The sequence below is a fragment of the Ruminococcus sp. 210702-SL.1.03 genome, from assembly GCF_020559915.1.
Lineage (GTDB): Bacteria > Bacillota > Clostridia > Oscillospirales > Ruminococcaceae > YE71.
In genome coordinates this window covers 234,836-254,116 of sequence record NZ_JAJCLZ010000001.1, presented here as the reverse complement: position 1 = coordinate 254,116, position 19,281 = coordinate 234,836, and the positions used below count along the sequence as shown (strand labels likewise).

At 53.3% G+C, this 19,281-nt stretch carries 16 protein-coding genes; 8 read left to right on the top strand and 8 right to left on the bottom strand.

All coding sequences use genetic code 11. The annotated features are described in order from the left end of the window. Positions 1 to 89: 89 nt before the first annotated feature. Complete coding sequence (locus LI114_RS01140; RefSeq protein ID WP_227218654.1) at positions 90 to 809, bottom strand: CpsB/CapC family capsule biosynthesis tyrosine phosphatase; 720 nt, start codon at positions 807 to 809, stop codon at positions 90 to 92. A gap of 35 nt (positions 810 to 844) precedes the next feature. After that, complete coding sequence (locus LI114_RS01135) at positions 845 to 1,918, bottom strand: GGDEF domain-containing protein (RefSeq protein WP_227218652.1); 1,074 nt, start codon at positions 1,916 to 1,918, stop codon at positions 845 to 847. A 284-nt stretch (positions 1,919 to 2,202) separates the two neighbouring features. Between LI114_RS01135 and ruvX the strand changes: the two genes are divergently transcribed. The 8 genes from ruvX to LI114_RS01095 all read left to right on the top strand — a co-directional run bounded on the left by ruvX (position 2,203) and on the right by LI114_RS01095 (position 13,622). Then, the gene (gene ruvX, locus LI114_RS01130; protein ID WP_022128337.1) at positions 2,203 to 2,631 is read left to right on the top strand and encodes a Holliday junction resolvase RuvX; all 429 of its coding nucleotides are present in this window, start codon (positions 2,203 to 2,205) and stop codon (positions 2,629 to 2,631) included. Between the two features lie 45 nt (positions 2,632 to 2,676). Further along, entirely contained in the window at positions 2,677 to 4,389 is a 1,713-nt protein-coding gene (locus LI114_RS01125) for a MutS-related protein (protein ID WP_227218650.1), read from the top strand. Positions 4,390 to 4,421: 32 nt separating this feature from the next. Continuing rightward, positions 4,422 to 6,476 carry a glycoside hydrolase family 3 C-terminal domain-containing protein gene (locus tag LI114_RS01120; RefSeq protein ID WP_227218648.1) on the top strand — a complete coding sequence of 685 codons (2,055 nt, stop codon included), beginning with the start codon at positions 4,422 to 4,424 and terminating at the stop codon, positions 6,474 to 6,476. 126 nt (positions 6,477 to 6,602) lie between these two features. Further along, on the top strand, positions 6,603 to 7,445 hold the full coding sequence (locus LI114_RS01115) for a metallophosphoesterase family protein (protein WP_227218646.1): 843 nt from the start codon (positions 6,603 to 6,605) through the stop codon (positions 7,443 to 7,445). 11 nt (positions 7,446 to 7,456) lie between these two features. Beyond that, a complete protein-coding gene (gene mnmA, locus LI114_RS01110) occupies positions 7,457 to 8,536 on the top strand; it encodes a tRNA 2-thiouridine(34) synthase MnmA (protein WP_227218644.1) in 1,080 nt (359 codons plus the stop codon). A 146-nt stretch (positions 8,537 to 8,682) separates the two neighbouring features. Continuing rightward, positions 8,683 to 11,427 (top strand): sugar-binding domain-containing protein, encoded by a 2,745-nt coding sequence (locus LI114_RS01105; RefSeq protein ID WP_227218642.1) that lies wholly within the window; start codon positions 8,683 to 8,685, stop codon positions 11,425 to 11,427. Positions 11,428 to 11,598: 171 nt separating this feature from the next. Continuing rightward, positions 11,599 to 12,786 (top strand): D-alanyl-D-alanine carboxypeptidase family protein, encoded by a 1,188-nt coding sequence (locus LI114_RS01100; RefSeq protein ID WP_227218640.1) that lies wholly within the window; start codon positions 11,599 to 11,601, stop codon positions 12,784 to 12,786. A gap of 11 nt (positions 12,787 to 12,797) precedes the next feature. Next, positions 12,798 to 13,622 carry an alpha/beta hydrolase gene (locus LI114_RS01095; RefSeq protein ID WP_227218638.1) on the top strand — a complete coding sequence of 275 codons (825 nt, stop codon included), beginning with the start codon at positions 12,798 to 12,800 and terminating at the stop codon, positions 13,620 to 13,622. A gap of 93 nt (positions 13,623 to 13,715) precedes the next feature. Here LI114_RS01095 and LI114_RS01090 read toward each other — a convergent pair whose 3' ends face one another. The 6 genes from LI114_RS01090 to LI114_RS01065 form a co-directional block, all read right to left on the bottom strand. Further along, positions 13,716 to 15,464, bottom strand: coding sequence for a 1-deoxy-D-xylulose-5-phosphate synthase (locus LI114_RS01090; RefSeq protein WP_227218636.1), 1,749 nt, complete (start codon positions 15,462 to 15,464; stop codon positions 13,716 to 13,718). 29 nt (positions 15,465 to 15,493) lie between these two features. After that, positions 15,494 to 15,868, bottom strand: coding sequence for a MerR family transcriptional regulator (locus LI114_RS01085; protein WP_227218634.1), 375 nt, complete (start codon positions 15,866 to 15,868; stop codon positions 15,494 to 15,496). A gap of 132 nt (positions 15,869 to 16,000) precedes the next feature. Continuing rightward, on the bottom strand, positions 16,001 to 16,243 hold the full coding sequence (locus LI114_RS01080; RefSeq protein ID WP_227218632.1) for an RNA-binding S4 domain-containing protein: 243 nt from the start codon (positions 16,241 to 16,243) through the stop codon (positions 16,001 to 16,003). Positions 16,244 to 16,309: 66 nt separating this feature from the next. Continuing rightward, positions 16,310 to 16,585 carry an HU family DNA-binding protein gene (locus tag LI114_RS01075; RefSeq protein ID WP_022128350.1) on the bottom strand — a complete coding sequence of 92 codons (276 nt, stop codon included), beginning with the start codon at positions 16,583 to 16,585 and terminating at the stop codon, positions 16,310 to 16,312. Between the two features lie 45 nt (positions 16,586 to 16,630). Next, positions 16,631 to 17,374 (bottom strand): nucleoside triphosphate pyrophosphohydrolase, encoded by a 744-nt coding sequence (mazG, locus tag LI114_RS01070; RefSeq protein ID WP_227218630.1) that lies wholly within the window; start codon positions 17,372 to 17,374, stop codon positions 16,631 to 16,633. A gap of 62 nt (positions 17,375 to 17,436) precedes the next feature. Beyond that, the gene (locus LI114_RS01065) at positions 17,437 to 19,149 is read right to left on the bottom strand and encodes a polysaccharide biosynthesis C-terminal domain-containing protein (RefSeq protein ID WP_227218628.1); all 1,713 of its coding nucleotides are present in this window, start codon (positions 19,147 to 19,149) and stop codon (positions 17,437 to 17,439) included. Positions 19,150 to 19,281: the final 132 nt, after the last annotated feature.

Genomic DNA, 19,281 nt, shown 5'->3' with positions numbered 1-19,281 from the left:
CTGTTATAGATATTATACATCTTTCGCCGCGCTTTGTCAATAGCCGACAGAGCACGCTTGTAAATTTATTATTAACGTTTGTGAAATTATCAGTCAAGTATGCCCGCCACGCTCTTGTTTCTGAGCACGCTTTCTGAATTTTCTTCTATGGTTTCGATGAGATCTTTTCCGTATTTGCTCTCGAGTATATTGTAAGCTTCGCCGAGCGTGGCGTCGCCGCGGTCTATACGGTGCATATCCGTGCCCAAAAGCTGCACATATCCGTCGATTATCAGCCGCTGACAGCGTATGCGCGTGCGCAGGTGCGTGAGCGATTCGGCGTTTATCTGCCCCAGCACGTCAAGCTCCATCAGCCGCGCGAGCGAGCGGTAAGAGGTGAAATTCAGATAGCGCTCTATGTGCGCGATCATGACTTTTACGTCAAAGTCGCAGATCATTCTCTCTACATCGTCGATCATGTCCTCGGTTATCTTCGCGTAAGGCATCTCCAAAAGCATGAAATCCGTGCCCTGCAATGCCAGCCGCGTAAGCGCGTCCTTGCCGACAAGCGCCTTGTTGTAAAGCACCTCGGCGCCCAGCAGTATCTTTGGGTGCTCGGGCTTCAGCGCGGGCTTCAGCTTTTCGTAAGCTTCGGCGCGGCGGTCGAGAAAGCGGTGGATAGAGGTCTTGCTGCAATAGAAATGCGGCGTGGCTGCCACCACCGAAACGCCGTCCTGCGCCATGAGGTCAAGCAGCTTTACCGATTCCTCTACCGAGCGCGATCCGTCGTCTATCTTAGGTAGTATGTGCGAGTGAAAGTCGATCTTCATTGTGATATGTATCCTTTTCTAAATGGTAGGCGGCGTCATTCGCTGACGACCATGTTCCTGCCCATAGATTTTCCTTTGTAAAGTCTGTCATCGGCGATCTTTATCACTGCGTCAGATGTTTGCTCGGCGCTTGTCTTTTCCGAAACGCCGATGGTAACTGTAACGCCGTATGTCGAGCCGCCGCCGTCAAATTCGAGCTGCGAGATCATTACTCGCAGGCGTTCGGCAAGCTCTTTGCCCTGTTTAAGGCTCATGTCGGGCACGATCATAAGTATCTCTTCGCCGCCCCATCTGCAAACGTAGCCCTCTGCGGGAACTTCTTTCAGCAGCAGCGCGGAAATATCGGCAAGCACAATATCGCCCGCGGCGTGGCCGTAGGTGTCGTTTACTTTTTTGAAAAAGTCGATGTCCAGAAGCGCCGCGATGTACGGCAAGCCGCTCTGAACTATTCTGTCGAGGTATCCGCCCATAGCGCGGCGGTTGAAAAGCCCCGTGAGCGCGTCGAGCGAGGCGGTCTCTTTCAGCGCGACGTTTTGCAGCTCGAGATTGTGGTTTATCCAGCTTACCTTTGCGCGGAAAACCAGCACTATCAGCACGAGTATCACCATGCTGAGCACGCCGTTCGTTATGAACCATAATTTATCGAGCGAGTGTATCTTGCGGTCGCCGATGGTAAATCCCAAATATACGCAGGCAATGCGCAGTGTGAAATAAATCGCGATTATGGCTATGGAAAGCGCGAACGAATCAAACTTCTGCCGCAGTGAGAACATAAAGGGCACGGCAACCATGCAGATAAGGTACATTTGAAAGCCGTAATCCCACCCCATAAAAAGCGTGGCGACAGTTGCGTGCGCAACTATCTCGACCAATGCGGCTTTTATCAGCGGCTCGCTCTTGGTTCCGCGGGCTACCGCCACGATGCCGTATGTGTAGAAAACAACGCTGAAAATATTGAAAAAGCCCATAAACGTAACGCTGTTGCAAAAGAAAAAAACGGCATAAGAGAGGTGTGTGAGCATAGTTAGAAACTCAAAGACCAGCATATACACACGCGGTATCTCAAAGTCGTTCAGTTTTTGACCGTATTCTATGTCGAAGTGATCCATATTATCATTATTTCCCCATTTAATATTTATACATTGTAAAATTGATCTGTATAATAAATATGATCTTCCCCACATATGATTATACCACAATTTTAGACAAATTGCAACAGAAAAACTCAGAAAAACAAAAAATGTTGTAGAATATTTATCGTCAATTTTGTATAACTTGCATTTATATATATAAATATTAAACTTAAAATTGGTCTTGAACTTTTGCTGAGTGTGTGCTATAATATAACTATATATATCGTAGAATAACAAAATAACCGAAAGGGAAGATAGATATGAAAATTATGGCAGTAGATTACGGCGACGCCCGCACCGGTCTTGCGGTCTGCGACAGAACAGAATTTCTCGCCTCGCCCATCGGCACGGTGCAGGAGCGCAACGCGCAGATACTCGCGATGAAAGTCGCGCATATGGCTGAGCAGTACGAGGTCGGCGAGATAGTTATAGGTCTGCCGCTGAATATGAACGGCTCTGAAGGCCCGCGCGCGCAGAAGTGCCGCCTTTTCGCCGAAACGGTAGAGTGCGTTACCGAGCTGCCCGTGAAGCTTTGGGACGAGCGCTCGACTACCGTATCCGCGCACCGCATACTCAATGAAACCAATGTCCGCGGCAAAGACCGCAAAAACGTGGTGGATACCGTATCCGCCGTGCTGATACTCGAAAGCTACCTCGAGTACCGCCGCAAGAACAAGGACAAGCTGTGATAGATCACCCCGACCCGCTGATTTTTGAAAAGAGGCTGACAGCATATGGCTATGAAAACCGACGAAATATCATTTAAAGACCCGATAGTTGACCTTTTCTACCCCACCGCCGAAAAACGCGCACAGCTCAAAAAGCGCCGCGTGGTGCTTGAAAGTTACCCGCAGGATTACGTTGCAAATCTGGAGCTTGAGCGCGTGGCGGAGCTTATCTGCCCGCATTACCAGTACCGCATACTGCGAATGTTCGGCGAGATGTGCTGCGACGAGGAGGTAATAGCCTACCGCTGCGACATTCTCGAAGATTTTCTCGAGCACCCTGCGCTGGCTGAAACGGTGCGCAAGGTGATAGAGGTGATAGTGCAGAACGACCGCCGCAGTATCTACGGGCTGAACGAGCCGGATTCTTTCACAAAGCTGGACAGCGCTATAGAGGCTTTCGACGCTTTCGTAAAAGCTATCGACATCATGCACGATTTTTACGAAAAGCATGGCGGAAAATTCAAATCGGCGGGCGTGAAAAAGCTTTTCGACTGCTTCGAGCAGCATCACGCCGATAAGAGCTTCGCTACGCTGAAAAAAGAGCTCGAGCAGCTCAAACAAGCGCTGAAAGACCGCATACGCAGCGTTACCGTAGGCATAAATCTCGACGAGCGCCTCGTGCCCATTTCGGCAGGCATAGTAGATTATTCCAACCAGCCGTACACGCTGAAACCATCGCTTTTTGATAAGATAATCTACCACGGCGCGAAATTTCCCGAAAAAAACGTCGTCAAAAGCTTGAAGACCAAGTACGCAGATAACGAATATGGCGAAGAAAAACTTGTCAACACCGCCGATGAAGAGCTTTTCAAAGAGCTTTCATCGCTGACGGACGATTACATTCGCCGTATAAATAAGGTGATGGCGCAGTACCAAAAGATAGGCTTTGAGGAAATGTTCGGGCTGGACTATCAGCTAGAATACTACCTCGGCGCGGTGAAGCTGATAGAGCTTTGCCGCTCGGCGGGAATGGGAATGTGCCGCCCGAAGATACTGCCCGCAGGCGAGCGCCGCGCAGATATGAAGGGGCTTTACGACCTGGTGTATTTCTCCGAGAGCCGCCTTTGGAATTTGCGGCACAAGGACGAGCAGAAGAGCGTAGTGCCGAACGACATAGAGCTTGGCGAGGAAACGGGCTTTTATCTGCTCACGGGCGCGAACAACGGCGGCAAGACTACCTTCATTCGCGGACTGGGCATCTGCTATGCGCTGGCGCAGCTTGGAATGTACGTCCCCGCCGAAAGCTGCGAGCTCAGCCCCGCCGATTTTATATTCACGCATTTCCCGAAGGAGGAGCAGACGGGCATAAACACCAGTCGCTTTACCACCGAGATAAAGGAATTTAAGACAATAAGCGACGTCATTACCGACCGCAGCCTGCTGCTGATGAACGAGAGCATACAGAGCACCACACCGCAAGAGTGCGTTGAGATAGCCGAAGAGCTTGTACGGATATTCTGCATAATAGGCGTGCGCGGCGTTTTCGCGACCCACCTCACCGACCTCGCGGAAAAGTGCGGCGAGCTTAACGCGGATAAGCGCCTGCGAAGCAAAACGGCGAGCATAGTAGTATGCGCCGACGAGAAAACCGGCGAGCGGCTCTACAAAATAAAGCGCGGGCTGCCGCAGAAAACAAGCTGCGCTTACTCGGTATTCAAGCAGTTCGGCATAGATATAGATGCGGTGGCCGAGCGCGCCGCGAAGCATGAAAAAGATTGATCTGAAAGATCTCATACCGGAGGTGGATTTTTATGGATAGATTTAAAAAGAAAGCAAAGGAACTTGTTTCGCAGATGACGGCTGAGGAGAAATGCTCGCAGCTAAAATACGATTCCCCCGCGATAGAGCGGCTTGGCATACCCGCATATAACTGGTGGAACGAGGGTCTGCACGGCGTTGCGCGTGCGGGCACGGCTACCATGTTCCCGCAGGCTATCGGCATGGCGGCGGCCTTTGATACCGAAATGATGCACCGTATCGGTACGGCTATCTCGCTCGAAGCGCGCGCAAAGTACAATTACGCCTCCGCAGAGGGCGACCGCGATATTTACAAGGGGCTGACTCTTTGGTCGCCGAACGTGAATATCTTCCGCGACCCGCGCTGGGGCAGAGGTCACGAAACTTACGGCGAAGACCCATACTTAGCCGCCGAGCTGGGCGTGAATTTTGTGAAAGGCATACAGGGCGATGGCGAACATCTGCGCGCCGCCGCCTGCGCGAAACATTTCGCCGTGCACAGCGGCCCTGAGGCACTGCGGCATGAGTTCAACGCCGAAGTCAATCAAAAAGACCTTGCCGAAACGTACCTCTACGCCTTTGAAAAGCTGGTGAAAAGCGGCGTGGCGGGCGTTATGGGCGCTTACAACCGCGTAAACGGCGAGCCTGCCTGCGCCAACAAAAAGCTGATGAAAAAGCTTTACGGCGAGTGGGAGTTCGGCGGATATTTTGTTTCCGACTGCTGGGCGATAAGTGATTTCCACACACATCATATGGTAACAGGCACTGCCGCAGAGTCTGCCGCTATGGCGGTGAAAGCGGGCTGCGACATCAATTGCGGCAACACATATATCCATTTAATGGCGGCGCTCGAACAGGGGCTTATTGAAGAAGCCGACATCGACCGCGCAGTAGAAAAGGCTATGGAGATACGCCTGCGGCTGGGTATGCTGGAAGAAACTGAGTATGACAATATCCCGTTCGACGTTATCGACTGCCCCGAGCACAACGCGCTTTCGCTCGAAGCGGCTGAAAAGTCGATGGTGCTGCTGAAAAACCGCGCTTTTCTTCCGCTCGATAAGCACAGGATCAAGAGCATAGCGGTGATAGGCCCGAACGCCGACAGCCGCGCCGCGCTTTACGGAAATTATCAGGGCACGGCTTCACGGTACGTTACGTTTTTAGAGGGCATCGAGGACGCTTTCGGCGGCAGAGTTTATTATGCCGAGGGCTGTCACCTTTTCAAAGACCGCGTTGAGGGTCTTGCGCTGCCCGCCGACAGGATCTCGGAAGCGGTCGCGGCGGCGAAAAATGCAGACGTAAGCGTGCTTTGCTTGGGTCTTGACGCTTCGCTTGAGGGCGAAGAGGGCGACGCTGGCAACGCTTACGCTTCGGGCGATAAGACCGACCTGCGCCTGCCAGAACCCCAACGTTTGCTGCTTAAAAGCGTGCTCGACGTCGGCAAGCCGGTGGTGGTAGTGCTGGCGGCAGGAAGCTCGCTCAATATCGAGGACGACCGCCCCGCCGCGCTGATACAGGCTTGGTACCCCGGCTCGAAAGGCGGAAAGGCGCTCGCGGAGATACTTTTCGGCGAGGTGTCGCCCAGCGGCAAACTGCCCGTTACCTTCTACGAAAGCGACGAAGCCCTGCCCGATTTCTGCGATTATTCGATGGCTCAGCGCACCTATAAAAATGTCAAGGGCAACGTGCTTTACCCGTTCGGCTTCGGTTTGACCTACTCGTCGATGTATGTTAAAATCGCGCGCTGTGAGGGCGGTGAAGTGGTCTGCACGGCGGAAAATATAGGCGATACCGATACGGGCGAGGTGCTTGAGGTCTACTGCCGCAGCATGGGCGCTTTTGCACCGAAAAATCCTGCGCTTTGCGGATTTGCGCGCATTTTCCTAAAGGCAGGCGAGAGCGCAGAATTTCATGTCAAGCTCAGCGAGGACGCCTTTACCGACGTTGACGACAACGGCGTGCGCGGCGTATATTCTGAGGAATATCTGCTGTATGTGGGATTTTCCCAGCCGGACGAAAAGAGCGAGGCTCTGGGCGCGGGAAGAGGCATCTGGATACGCAGGAGATAAGAGTACAGATAATTGGATAGTTGATATAAGCAGTACAAGTTATCGTACAGATAGATGAGTGCAGAAAACCGTATAGTAAATATTTGCAGTACGTTTTATTGTACACATAAAAGGAGGTGCGTCGAGATGAGGATAGCCGCTATGGGCGACATCCACTCGAACCATATAGCGCTCGAAGCGTGTATGCGCTGGGTGTATCAGAACGATATTGACGGCATAGCGTTTTTGGGCGACTACGTTTCCGACTGCCCGTATCCGCAGAAAACCATGCAGATACTGCGCAATATCCCGCCCGCGTACAAGACATGGTTCGTGCGCGGCAACCGCGAGGACTATATGCTTGAGCACCGCCGAAATCTCACCGAGGGGTGGGAGTACAACTCGCAAAGCGGCTCGCTGCTTTACACTTTCGAGAACTTGACGGGCGGCGACCTGCGATTTTTAGAGGATATGCCCATCGGCATGGAGATAAAGCTCGACGGATACCCGCCGCTATCGATATGCCACGGCTCGATGCAGAACGCGCGCGAGCTTTTCTGCGGCGATTCGCCAAAAACGCGCGAGGTGATGGACGAAATGACTACCGAGCTGCTCATCTGCGCGCACTGCCACCGGCCGTATGAATTTACGCGCGGGCGAAAGACCATCGTAAACGGCGGAACTGTCGGCATACCCTGCAACGGGCAGACGACGGCGCAGTTCATATTGGCGGAATCGGCGGGAGGCGGCTGGAAAACGCAGCTTATCAGCGTGCCTTATGATAACGAGGCGGTGGTCGCCGAATTTTACGAAAGCGGGCTGATTGACCTCGCAAACGTTTGGAGCCGCACGATCATCGCCATGCTTAAAACGGGCAGGCACTATAACAAGGAATGTTTGCAGCTGATACGCCGCCTTTGCGAAGAGCGCGGCGAGGATTTCGGCTGCGAGGAGATATGGCGCGAAGCCGCCGAAACACTCGGGATATAAGGAAAAATACTATGGAAAATGAAAAGAAAAAAAGAGTGCTCGTCGCTATGAGCGGCGGCGTGGACAGCTCGGCGGCGGTGAAGCTGCTGCTGGAGCAGGGCTATGAGTGCGCGGGCGCGACCATGCACCTTTACAATAACGAGGACATCGGGCTGGAGCGCAGCAAGACCTGCTGTTCGCTCAACGACATCGAGGACGCGCGGTTCGTCGCTTTCAAGCTGGGGATAGATTTTCACGTCTTTAACCTTTCCGACCGTTTCAAAGAAATGGTGATAGATAATTTTGTCAACACATATCTCGAGGGCGGCACGCCGAACCCGTGTATCGAGTGCAACAAGCACCTAAAATTCGGCAGCTTTCTCGACCGCGCTCGCCTGCTGGATTTTGATTACATCGCTACGGGGCACTACGTTCAGCGCGAATACTGCGAGGAAAGCGGCAGATGGCTGCTGAAACGCTCGCCCGACCGCGCTAAGGATCAAAGCTATGTGCTCTACGGCATGACGCAGGATCAGCTCGCGCACACGCTTTTTCCCTGCGGCGGTATGAGCAAGGAGGCGATACGCGCGAAGGCCGAGGCGAACGGGCTGATAAATGCCAAAAAGCCCGACAGTCAGGACATCTGCTTTATCCCCGACGGCGACTACGCAAAGTTCATCACCGAGCGCGAGGGCGAGCAGAAACACGGCGAGATACGCCTTACCGACGGTACGTTTCTCGGCGAGCACCGCGGACTGATAAATTACACGATAGGTCAGCGCAGGGGAGTGGGCGTTTCCTACTCGCAGCCGCTTTTCGTTGTCGAGAAAAACACGGCGGATAACGTGCTGGTGCTCGGCACGGCGGAACAGCTCGCGCGAGAAGAGCTTACGGCGGGCGATGTGAATTTCATCATGTTCGACGAGCTGAAAGAGCCTTACCGCTGTACCGCGCAGACGCGCTACCATCAGCAGGATGTGCCATGTACACTCTACCCTGACGAGCGCGGCGTGCGCGTTGTTTTCGATACCCCGCACAAGGCTATCTCAAAGGGGCAGGCGGTAGTATTTTACAGCGGCGAATACGTAGTAGGCGGCGGAACTATACTTTAAGATCATCAAACGAAAGTCCATTGGCGAATTTGCACTAATGGACTTTCATTTTTTTATAATTGATATAAAATCACTCTTGCAAACCGCACTTTTGTGTGATATAATAAATGTGAATATATTAGTACATACAGAAAGGATTTATTCATATGACAGACCGTATAGACCTTTCGGGCGAGTGGCGGCTGGCGCTCGATAAAAAATGCAGGGGAGTGCTGCCGCAGTTCGACGACACCATAACTCTGCCCGACACTACCTCGCATGCGGGCAAGGGCGAGGATAACCCCGCGCGCGAAGAGGGCTTTCTCACCGATACCAAGCTTTTCGAGGGCGACGCGTGGTTTACCCGCAAAGCCGACCTCAGCGCGGCGGTCAGCAAGACCGCGAAGCTCGTTTTCGAGCGCACCCGCATAACCAAACTTTACATCGACGGCGAGTATGTCGGAACGCAGAACAGCCTAGTTTCTCCGCACGTTTACGACATCACGAAGTACGTCAAGGGCGGCGGGCAGGAGATAACCGTTTGCGTTTCAAACGTCGGCTACCCGACCAAGGGCGGCCACCTCACCTCGCCCGACACGCAGACCAACTGGAACGGCATCACGGGCGAGATGGCTGTAAAGATCTACGGCGCGGCTTACGCCGACGAGGTGAAGATCTACCCGCTGTTTGAGGAAAAAGCGTTCCGCGTGGTCGCGAAGATCAAGGGCGCGGAGAGCGGCAAGGCGGTGATCTCTGCCGAAAGCTTCAACGCTCCCGAGGGCAAGGCGGTGCACAGGCCCTCGGCGGTAAACGCAATTTTCACGGGCGGCGAGCTTATTGCGACCCTGCCCTTAGGCGAGGACGCGCGCACATGGGACGAGTACAGCCCTGAGCTTTACAACATCAAGATCGACATAGGCGGCGACGTTTACGAGATCATAGCGGGTCTGCGCGAGTTTAAGGCTGTTAAGGATAAATTTTACATCAACGGCAGAAAGACATTCCTGCGCGGCAAGCATGACGGCATGATCTTCCCGCTGACCGGCTACGCGCCCACCACCGTTGACGAGTGGCTGCGCGTGCTGAAAATTTCCAGATCATACGGCATGAATCATTACAGATTCCACACCTGCTGCCCGCCCGAAGCGGCTTTCATCGCAGCGGATATGCTCGGCATCTACATGGAGCCGCAGCTTCCTTTTTGGGGCACGATACAAGCGCCTGGCGAGGAGGGCTTTAACGAAGAGGAGCAGAATTTCCTGATAGCCGAGGGCTTCCGTATGCTCGACGCTTTCGGCAGCCACCCCTCGTACTGCATGATGTCGATGGGCAACGAGCTTTGGGGCAGCAAGGAGCGGCTGAACGAGATTATCGGCGCGTACAAATCGCGCGACAGCCGCCATCTTTACACGCAGGGTTCTAACAATTTCCAGTGGTTTCCGAACGTCATTGAGAACGATGATTTCTTCGTAGGCGTGCGCCTTGCCAACGACAGACTTATTCGCGGCTCGTACGCCATGTGCGACGCTCCGCTCGGCCATATCCAGATCGATAAGCCCGCGACTACGCACAATTATGACAGCATAGTCCACCCCACCCGCGCGGCTTCGGCGACCGAGGTCAGCGAGGACGGCACGGTGCAGATACAGTACGGAACTACGATGAAAACGGTCAAGGCTTCGGAAGCGGACGCCGACTTCGTGCCCGATGTGCCGATAGTTACCCACGAGATAGGTCAGTACGAAACTTATCCGAATTTTGACGAGATAGAGAAGTACACAGGCTCGCTCAAAGCGCGTAATTTCGAGGTTTTCAGAGAACGGCTCGATGAAAAGGGTCTGCTGCCGCTGGCTCACGATTATTTCGAGGCCTCGGGTGCGCTCGCGGTGCAGTGCTATAAAGAGGAAATGGAGTCGATCTTCCGCTCGCAGTCGCTTGGCGGCTTCCAAGTACTGGATATCCAAGACTTTAGCGGACAGGGTACGGCGCTGGTCGGCGTGCTGGACGCTTTCATGGACGAAAAGGGCATCTGCTCGCCCGAAGAGTGGCGCGAGTTTTGCAACGATGCGGTAATATTGGCTGAATTTGAAGACTATAATTTGGAAAGCGGCGAGGGTTTTGCGGCGGAAATTCGCCTTGCCAACTACCGCCCGAGCGGCGTTTGCGGCAAGAAATTCACAGCTGTGCTGACCTGCGAGTGCGGCACTGAGCTTGCAAGACTGAGCGGGCAAGTGCCCAAGACCGCGGAAAATTACATCGCGCTGGGCAGGCTCGCGGCGCAGATACCAGAGTTTGAAGCGCCGAAAAAGCTGACCCTCGCCCTAGCCGTCGAGGACACCGACATTCGCAACCACTACACGCTGATGGCGTACCCGAAGCGCGAAAGCGTTGACACGGCGGGCGCGTATATGTTCGAGAAGCTGGACGCCGAGGCGGAAAAGCTGCTTGCGGCGGGCAAAACGGTGCTCATCGTGCCGCAGCTCGGCGACATTGCGAACTCGATCGAGGGCTATTACTGTCAGGATTTCTGGTGCTACCATATGTTCCGTCTGATCTCGGAAATGATGAAAAAGCCCGAGCCGGTCGGCACGATGGGTCTGCTGATCGACGCACAGCATCCCGCGCTCGCGGATTTCCCGAGCGAGAAATTCTCAACGCCGCAGTGGTGGGAGATAGTTTCAAATTCGCGCAGCGAGATACTTGACGGCAGCGCCGAGGGCAAGCGCGTAATCGTCCGCACCATCGACAATTTCGAGCGCAACCACGACCTCGCTCTGATGTACGAGTACAATTATTTGGACGGCAAAGTTGTTGTCTGCAACTGCGACTTTGAAAAGCTGGCGGCTTCGCCCGAGGGCAGGCAGTTCATATGCTCGGTAGTCGGCTATGTTAAAAAATGCAATGTGAGATAATTTATAGCGAACCAGACCGCTGCGGGTGCGCGCCCTTGGCGGTCTTTTTATTGTGAAAGATGTACAAAATATTAAATAAATCTTATGATTTGCCTGCAGGTATTCACATTTGCGGCGGAATGTGATATAATAGATTTGTGTAGAAATTTTTCAGAAAGTGAGGCAGCCTTGATGGCAAAAAATACAGATAATAGAAATAGACCCACGCGCGTGAAAGTTCGCCCCGCAAATGTCGCGGCAGAGCGCCCCGCAAGACGTCAGCCGCCGAAAAAACAGGGCGGAGGAGCGGCTACGGTACTGCTGATCCTATTGGTGGTGCTGATGTTTGCGGCGCTGGCTGGCTGGCTGGTAAAAGTCGCGCTCGGCAACGACCGCAAAGAGATAAAGCCGCAGACTTCGGCGGTAAGCTCTGAGGAATCGCTCGCGCCCGCAGAAAGCGTTGACGTTGACGCGCTAACGCAGAATTTTACATACGTTACGGTAAATTCCAAACAGATGAACTACGGCCCGCTCGGACTTTACAGTGAAGATCTCGGCTATCCCGCACCGCAGCTTGAGAGCGTTTACAGCAGCCTTTTTAACAGCGAGGGCTTGCAGATCGCATCGGCGGCGGACTCGAAAATGAAGGCGGACAAGGCTCTTCTCCAGCCGCTGAATCAGATGCTCAGCGATTTTTATGACAAAACGGGTCTGCGGACGATTATGCTCACGCAGGCGTACACCGCGCCGCAGGCGGAAAAAGAGCCGCAGTACACCGAGGGCTACTATGACGATTACGGCAATTGGGTCGAGCCGCAGTTGATCGAGCAGCCCGCTGAGGAAAAGACCTGTGCCGACCACGAGGACGGTCTGGAGATCGACCTAGGGCTGTATCTCGACGACGTCGGCGGGGTGACGGCTTTTGACGGCAAAGGCGATTACGCATGGTTTGCGGAAAATGCTTACAAATATGGATTTGTGCTTCGTTATCCAGAGGGCGCAGATAAGCAGACTGGCTACGCTTACAACGTAGCGCATTTTCGCTACGTCGGCAGGGCTGCGGCGGCAGTGATGCAGGAGCAGGGGCTGACTTTTGAGGAGTTCCAAGAGTACATAAAATCGTACAGTTTCGATTCACCGCTGAGCGTGCAGACCAGCGTTGGATGTCAGGTACTGTACTATATAGCAGATTCAGGAATGGAAACTACCGATGTTCAGATACCCGCCGACGGCGAGGGCAATGAGTGCCCGTGCATAATTTCCGGAAATAATTCCGACGGATATATCGTAACCGTCGCACCGACCGAGGAGTTCGTGCTTTCGGTAGGTGCGCAGGGTGACGGCTCGTCAGAGATTTCAAATGATACAAATGCAGAATGAGAGTGACAGATATGGAAATAGTTGATATTAAAGTTGATTACGCAAAAGCAGGACTTGAAGACCCGAATTACCAGCCGACGCTGAGCTGTTTCGTGCCGAAGGTGTACGAGGAGACAGGCTCGCGCAAGCGGGGAGCGGTGGTAATCTGTCCGGGCGGCGGCTACGATTGGTGCTCCGAGCGCGAGGCTGACCCGGTGGCTTACCGCTTTTTGGGTGCAGGATTTGCGGCGTTCGTGCTTCGTTATTCCTGCTGCGGTAAAAAATTCCCTACCGACCTGCTCGAATGTGCGGCGGCGGTGAAGTACGTTCGCGATAACGCCGATAATTTCGACATCGACCCCGACAAGATCTTCGTAATGGGTTTCTCGGCGGGCGGTCACCTCGCGGCAAGCATGGCGAACCTTTGGAATATGCCATTGCTGGCGGAAACGCTCGGCTGTGACAGTGAAACTCTGCGTGTGAACGGCTCGGTGCTCTGCTATCCCGTTATCCTTTCAGACCCAAAACTGACTCATGAAGGTTCGATCGCCAACCTACTCCAGCACAAAGACGACCCCGAACTTCGCGAATTTCTCTCTATGGATAAGCGCGTTGGCGAGCATACCCCGCGCACGTTCATTTGGCACTGCGCCGACGATGGCTGTGTGCCCGTCGAGAACACGCTTTATTACACGACCGCGCTTTCGGCGAACAAAATTCCGTTCGAGGCGCACATTTACCCCTCGGGCGGCCACGGACTTTCGCTTTGCGACGACACCACCGCGACTTGGGAGGGTCACAATCAGCCGAAAGCCGCCGAGTGGGTGCAGGACTGCATCGACTGGATGAAGAGCTGAAAATCTACCGATCAAAAGCAAAAGGCAGCGCCGCATTTTTCGCGGTACTGCCTTTTTTTAGTCAGAATAATTGATTTGCTCGGTTTAATATTTTTATATGAGCGCCGCAGCGTCCTCAGCGATCTGCTCGGGCGTTAGGTGGTTTTCCTTGAGAATATCCTCAACGTTGTAGCGGTCAAGAAACTCTTTCTTTAAGCCAAAATTCAGCGTTTTAACGTCGCTGCTGCCGTAGAAGCGCGAGATCTTTTCGCCAAATCCGCCGTCGAGAATACCGTCCTCCAGCGTGATAACTACCTTGTGGTCGGCTTTCATATTTTCCAAAAGCTCCTCGTCTATTCCGGTGATGAAGCGAGGATTTATTAGCGTCGGCTTTACGCCGATCTTTTGCTCGATCGCCGCCGCTGCCTGCTCACCAAGCCGGTAGAAAGAGCCAAGCGCGATCACCGCAATGTCCTTGCCCTGCTGGGTCACCTCGTACTTGTTCAGCTCGCTGTAATCGGTCGGCGCGGGCTTGCCGTCGATGCACTCGCTCGGTACGCGTATCGCCACGGGGTGCTCTTTTTGCTCCATCGCCCAGTCGAGCATGGCAAGATATTCCTGCTTTGTTGTCGGCGCAAGGTAAACGAGGTTCGGAATATTTGAAAGCATAGGTATGTCAAATATGCCAAGATGTGTAATGTCGCTCATGCCTTTTATAGAAGCCGCAAATACCGCGATCGTCACAGGGCTGTTGTTTATGCAGACATCCTGCGAAAGCTGGTCGTAAGTTCTCTGTATAAATGTGCTGTAAACGCCATAAAAAGGTTTACCGCCGTTTGTCGCAATGCCGGAAGCCAGTGCAACGGCGTGCTCCTCTGCGATTCCAACGTCCATAAATTGCTTGCCTGCCTGCTTGCGGACGTCTTCGGTGAAGCCGAAAACGGTCGGGGTCGCCGAAGTTATCGCGCAAACGCTCTTGTCTGCCGCCATTTTCTTCAGCAGGTAATCTCTGGTCAGGCTGTCAAAGTTCTCGCCGTTGAAATCGAAAATGCTCTTGCCGGTTTCGGGGTCAAACGGCATACACCAGTGCCAATTTTCTTTGTGCTCCTCGGCGGGCTTGTAACCCTTGCCCTTCTGAGTCACGATGTGTACCGCAATGGGGCGCTCGCTGTCCTTTACACTCTTGAATGCGTCGATAAGCTGTTCGAGGTCGTTGCCGTCTTTCACGAAAACGTAGTCAAGCCCCATTGATTTAAAAATGTTGCATTCCGCCTTGCCGTCGGTATCTCTCAGCAGTTTCAAATTCTTATACATTCCGCCGTGATTTTCTGCGATTGACATATCGTTGTCGTTGATTACTACGATCAGATTTGTGTTCATTTCTCCCGCGAAGTCAAGTCCCTCCAGCGCTTCGCCGCCCGAAAGCGAACCGTCGCCGATGACGGCTATAATGTTGCCGCTTTCGCCCTTGAGGTCGCGCGCTTTCGCAAGTCCGCAGGCAAGGCTCACCGATGTCGAGGTGTGTCCTACCGTGAAGAAATCGTGCTCGCTCTCCTCGGGGTTCGAGTAGCCGGAAATGTCGTCAAAATGCTCCTCATACAGGTATCCGTCCTTTCTGCCGGTCAGCATTTTGTGCGGATACGTCTGGTGCGAAACGTCGTAAACTATCTTGTCGATAGGGGATTTAAAAACGTAGTGCATTGCGATGGTAGCTTCCACCATACCGAAATTCGGGCCAAAATGTCCGCCGTGCTTGCTGAGCCTGAAAAGCAGCGCTTTTCTCATTTCCTCTGCAAGTTTTTTCATCTCGCCAATGTTCAATTTCTTAACGTCCTCAGGTAAATTTATTTTCTCTAAATACATATTTTCAGCCTCCAACTTAGTTTAATATTTTACTCCCATGTAAGCTCGCCTGTTTCAATGGCTTTTTCATATCTTGATATTTTGTAGTTCAACCGCTTTAGCGTTGAGTCTATCTGCGCTTGCTGCTCAATGAGCGCTTCACGTTGGTCAAGCAGCAGTTGCAGCCTCGCGGGGATGGTTTCGTCGCCCTCTTGGAAAAGCCTTACATATTCGATCATGGCTTCGATGGGCAGTCCCGCGCTCCTCATGCAAAGCGCCATTTCCACCCAGCCAAGGTCGCTCTCCTGATAATTTCGTATGCCGCCTGCCGTGCGCGTAACGTGCGGTATCATGCCTACGCGCTCGTAGTAGCGCAGTGTGTCCTGCGAAATACCGAATTTCTCGCTGACTTCCTTAATGGTCATTCGCTCGCCTCCTTTGATCTCGCTAAAAATATTGTACCACTTGAAGTGTACTCTAAGTCAAGGGCTTCTGCGATATTTTACACTTTTTTAATAATTAAAGACCGTCCGAGCTGCCCCGAGCGGTCTTTCTTTTCAGTTTATAACGCGGTAGTTTTCCGCCGCATTTTCTTTCGTGGCGTACTCGCTGACATTCAGCACTTCCACTTTCAGCGGCCGCTGACCCATGTTCACAGCAATAACGTCGCCGACTTTCACGTCGTAAGAAGCGCGCGCAGGCTTGCCGTTTACCTCTATCTTGCCCGCGTCGCAGGCCTCGTTCGCAACGGTGCGCCGCTTGATTATGCGCGTGACTTTCAAATATTTGTCTAATCTCATACTTTTCTCCTTAAAAAATAAGGGCGGCGGAAAGTTCTCCCGCTCGCCCGATGCTTTCGCAGCAAATTACTTGTTTACAGCGTCCTTAAGAGCCTGACCTGCCTTGAATACAGGTACGTTCTTAGCCTCGATGAGCTTGGGCTCCTGTGTCTGGGGATTTCTGCCCATTCTCTCAGGATTGTTCTTTACTTTAAAAGTACCAAAGCCTACAAGGGTGATCTTTTCGCCTGCAACGAGTGCGTCGGTGATGGAATCAATTACGGCAGAAAGTGCCTTTTCTGCGTCCTTCTTAGAATATCCGCCTTTTTCAGAGATCGCATTGATAAGTTCAGCCTTTTTCATTTTTACTATACCTCCATAAATTTTGTATTATCAAGCCGTCTTTGCTTAATCTTTCAAATAAAGTTCCTCAGCGCTCGCATTCCCGAGCCGTCCGCTTTTCTCCAAAGCTTCAAACTTTTCGGTAAAAGCGTCGCACTTGTGAGCCAAGTCCTCCTCGGCGTCGCCGCCCTCAAGCCTTGCCAGATTAGCGCAAAGCATCAGCAGATCCGCCGTGTTCGGCTCTTCCTTTTCAAGCTCGCCGCGCATCGCTGCCAGCAGCTGCGCCTTGCTCTCAAAGTTAACGCCCGCCCGCGAAGCTCTCTTACCAAGCTTCTGCGCGCGCATCAGCGAGGGGAACACCTTCGGTACGCTTTTGAGCGTATCGGTGTACGTTTCCTGCTTTTTTTCGTCCTTCTTGATGGCGTCCCAGTTGGTAAGTACTTTGTCAACGGTGTCAGCCTGAACGTTGCCGAAAACGTGCGGGTGGCGCAGTATCAGCTTTTTGCAAACCTCGTCCGCCACCGCGTCAAGGTTGAAAGCGCCCTTGTCCTTTTCAATATCGGTGTGGAAAATAACCTGCAAAAGCACGTCGCCCAGCTCTTCGCGCATCATTTCCGCCGAGCCGCAGTCGATAGCCTCAAGCACCTCGTAAGTTTCCTCGAGAAAATCGCGGCGTATGCTCTCGTGAGTCTGAACTTTGTCCCAAGGACAGCCTTTTTCACTGCGCAGCAGAGAAACTATCTCCGCCAGATCGTAAACATTGTAGTCCTCTTTTTCGAGCAGTTTGCTTACTCTTTCGTCAAAATTCAAATCATCACTTCCGTTTCTGAGATGTGCGCTTATATTTATTTTACCCTATATTTCGCAGAATTTCAAGTGGTTTGAGAAATTTTTTTTGAAAAAATCCCCTTTATTTGATTTTTCGGAGAAATGCACAATAAACTAAAGGAAATCAAGCAAATTATTGCACCAATTGCAATTGAAATCAGCACTCCGAACCGTTCAAAACGTCCGCCAAGCCGCGGTATCAGCGCGTTTTGCGTTAGTTTTGCCGCCGCGGTGCAGAGCAGTGCGGGCAATATCGGCGTCAGCGCGGCTTTTATCGTGCTTCGTTCGGCGTGCGAAGCTTTTAAAAGTATCGCCAACGCCCAAACGCACATCACCGCCTGCGAGATCGCCGTTGAGAGCGCGGCGCCGCTGATGTTCAGCACGGGGATAGGTATGAGCAGTATGTTCAGCGCGAGTTTCAGCCCCGCCCCCGAAATGCTTATCACCGCCGCCGTGCCCTGCTTTTCGCACGCCTGCAACGCCGTCAGGCAAGGCACCGCCACGCCCATGAACGCCGCGCCAATGCCAAGTATCGCGAGCGGTCGCGCCGATACCGAGATCTCAGCCGCCGCACCGCCGAAAAAGAGCCGCAGTATCGGTTCGGCAAGCGCGCATATCCCCAGACCGCCCGGCAGACTAAGCCCCGCCGATAGCAGAAGCATCGACCGCAGACATTTCGTCATTCCGCGCTTATCCCGCCGCGCAAACGCCGTGCTGAGGGTCGGCAGGGCGCTCTTGCCCAGCATCGCCGTAAAGGTCGGCAGCAGCCCGAATATCATCAGCGCCAGTCCGGAGTATGAGCCGTACACAAAACCCGCACGCTCGTCCGCCGCTATCCCGTATTCGCCGAGATGTTCAAATATCTCAGATCGTCGGCTTATCGCACGTTCCAGTTGCGGCGAGATGGTAACGAGGTCTGCCGTTGCCGAAAGGGTCGCGACCACCGCCGTCATCGCGACGGGCAGGGTGAACTGCCGAAGCTTTCTGCAAGCTGCCCGCAGTCCCATATCACGCGGCAGACCTGTGTGCTCAAACTCCCGCGCGCAACGTCTGCTGAGCCCCCGCGTGCGTATAAACACCCATATGCAGGCGGCAAATGAAGCCAGCGAAACGCCCAGCGCAGAAGCCGCGGCGGCGTATGGGGCGGAGGTCATCATGGCCTCGCGCATATCTGCGCAGTAGTGCCCGAAACAGCCGTGGTACGCCTCAAAACTCGCTCGCGCGGCGCTTATCACCTTGTAGGGCAGTGCCAGCCCGAAAACCGCCTTGAAGATAGTTTCCGCGATCTCTGAGGAAGCTGTAGGGGTCATGCTGCCGATGCCCTCAGCCCAGCCGCGCTCGACGTTCATCACGGCGGCGGGAAAGAGCGAGAGCAAAACGCCGATGAGCGCCCATTTCGCCTGCGGAACGTGTATCACCCGCGCCGCGAGAATGTGTGCCGAAAGTATCAGCGCAAGGCTCATCGCTATCGAAACGGCGGAGAATATCAGCAGGGCGGCGCGCTTTATTTTTACCGCGTTCGCGTACCGCCCCAGCGCCAATTGCTCGGAGACCAGCCTGCTCATAGCGCTCGGCACGCCCGCCGCAGCCGCCGCGAATACCGGCGCGAATATCGCGAAAGCCCCCGAATAGCAGCTCATTCCTGTGCCGCCAAGCATATTCGTCAGCGGCACTTTGTAGATCATACCGATGAGTTTTGTTACCAGCACCATCGTCATCAGTACAGCCGAGCCTTTTAAAAAGCTTTGTCTTTTCAAAGCGCCATCTCCTTTTCTAAAAAGTTCCTGTCCTGATTATAATATGTACAAGCCGCGAATTTCAGAACTTTTACACACCGCGCCGCCGCTTTTTGTTGACTTTTTTCGTCATATGTGATATAATGTATCAAA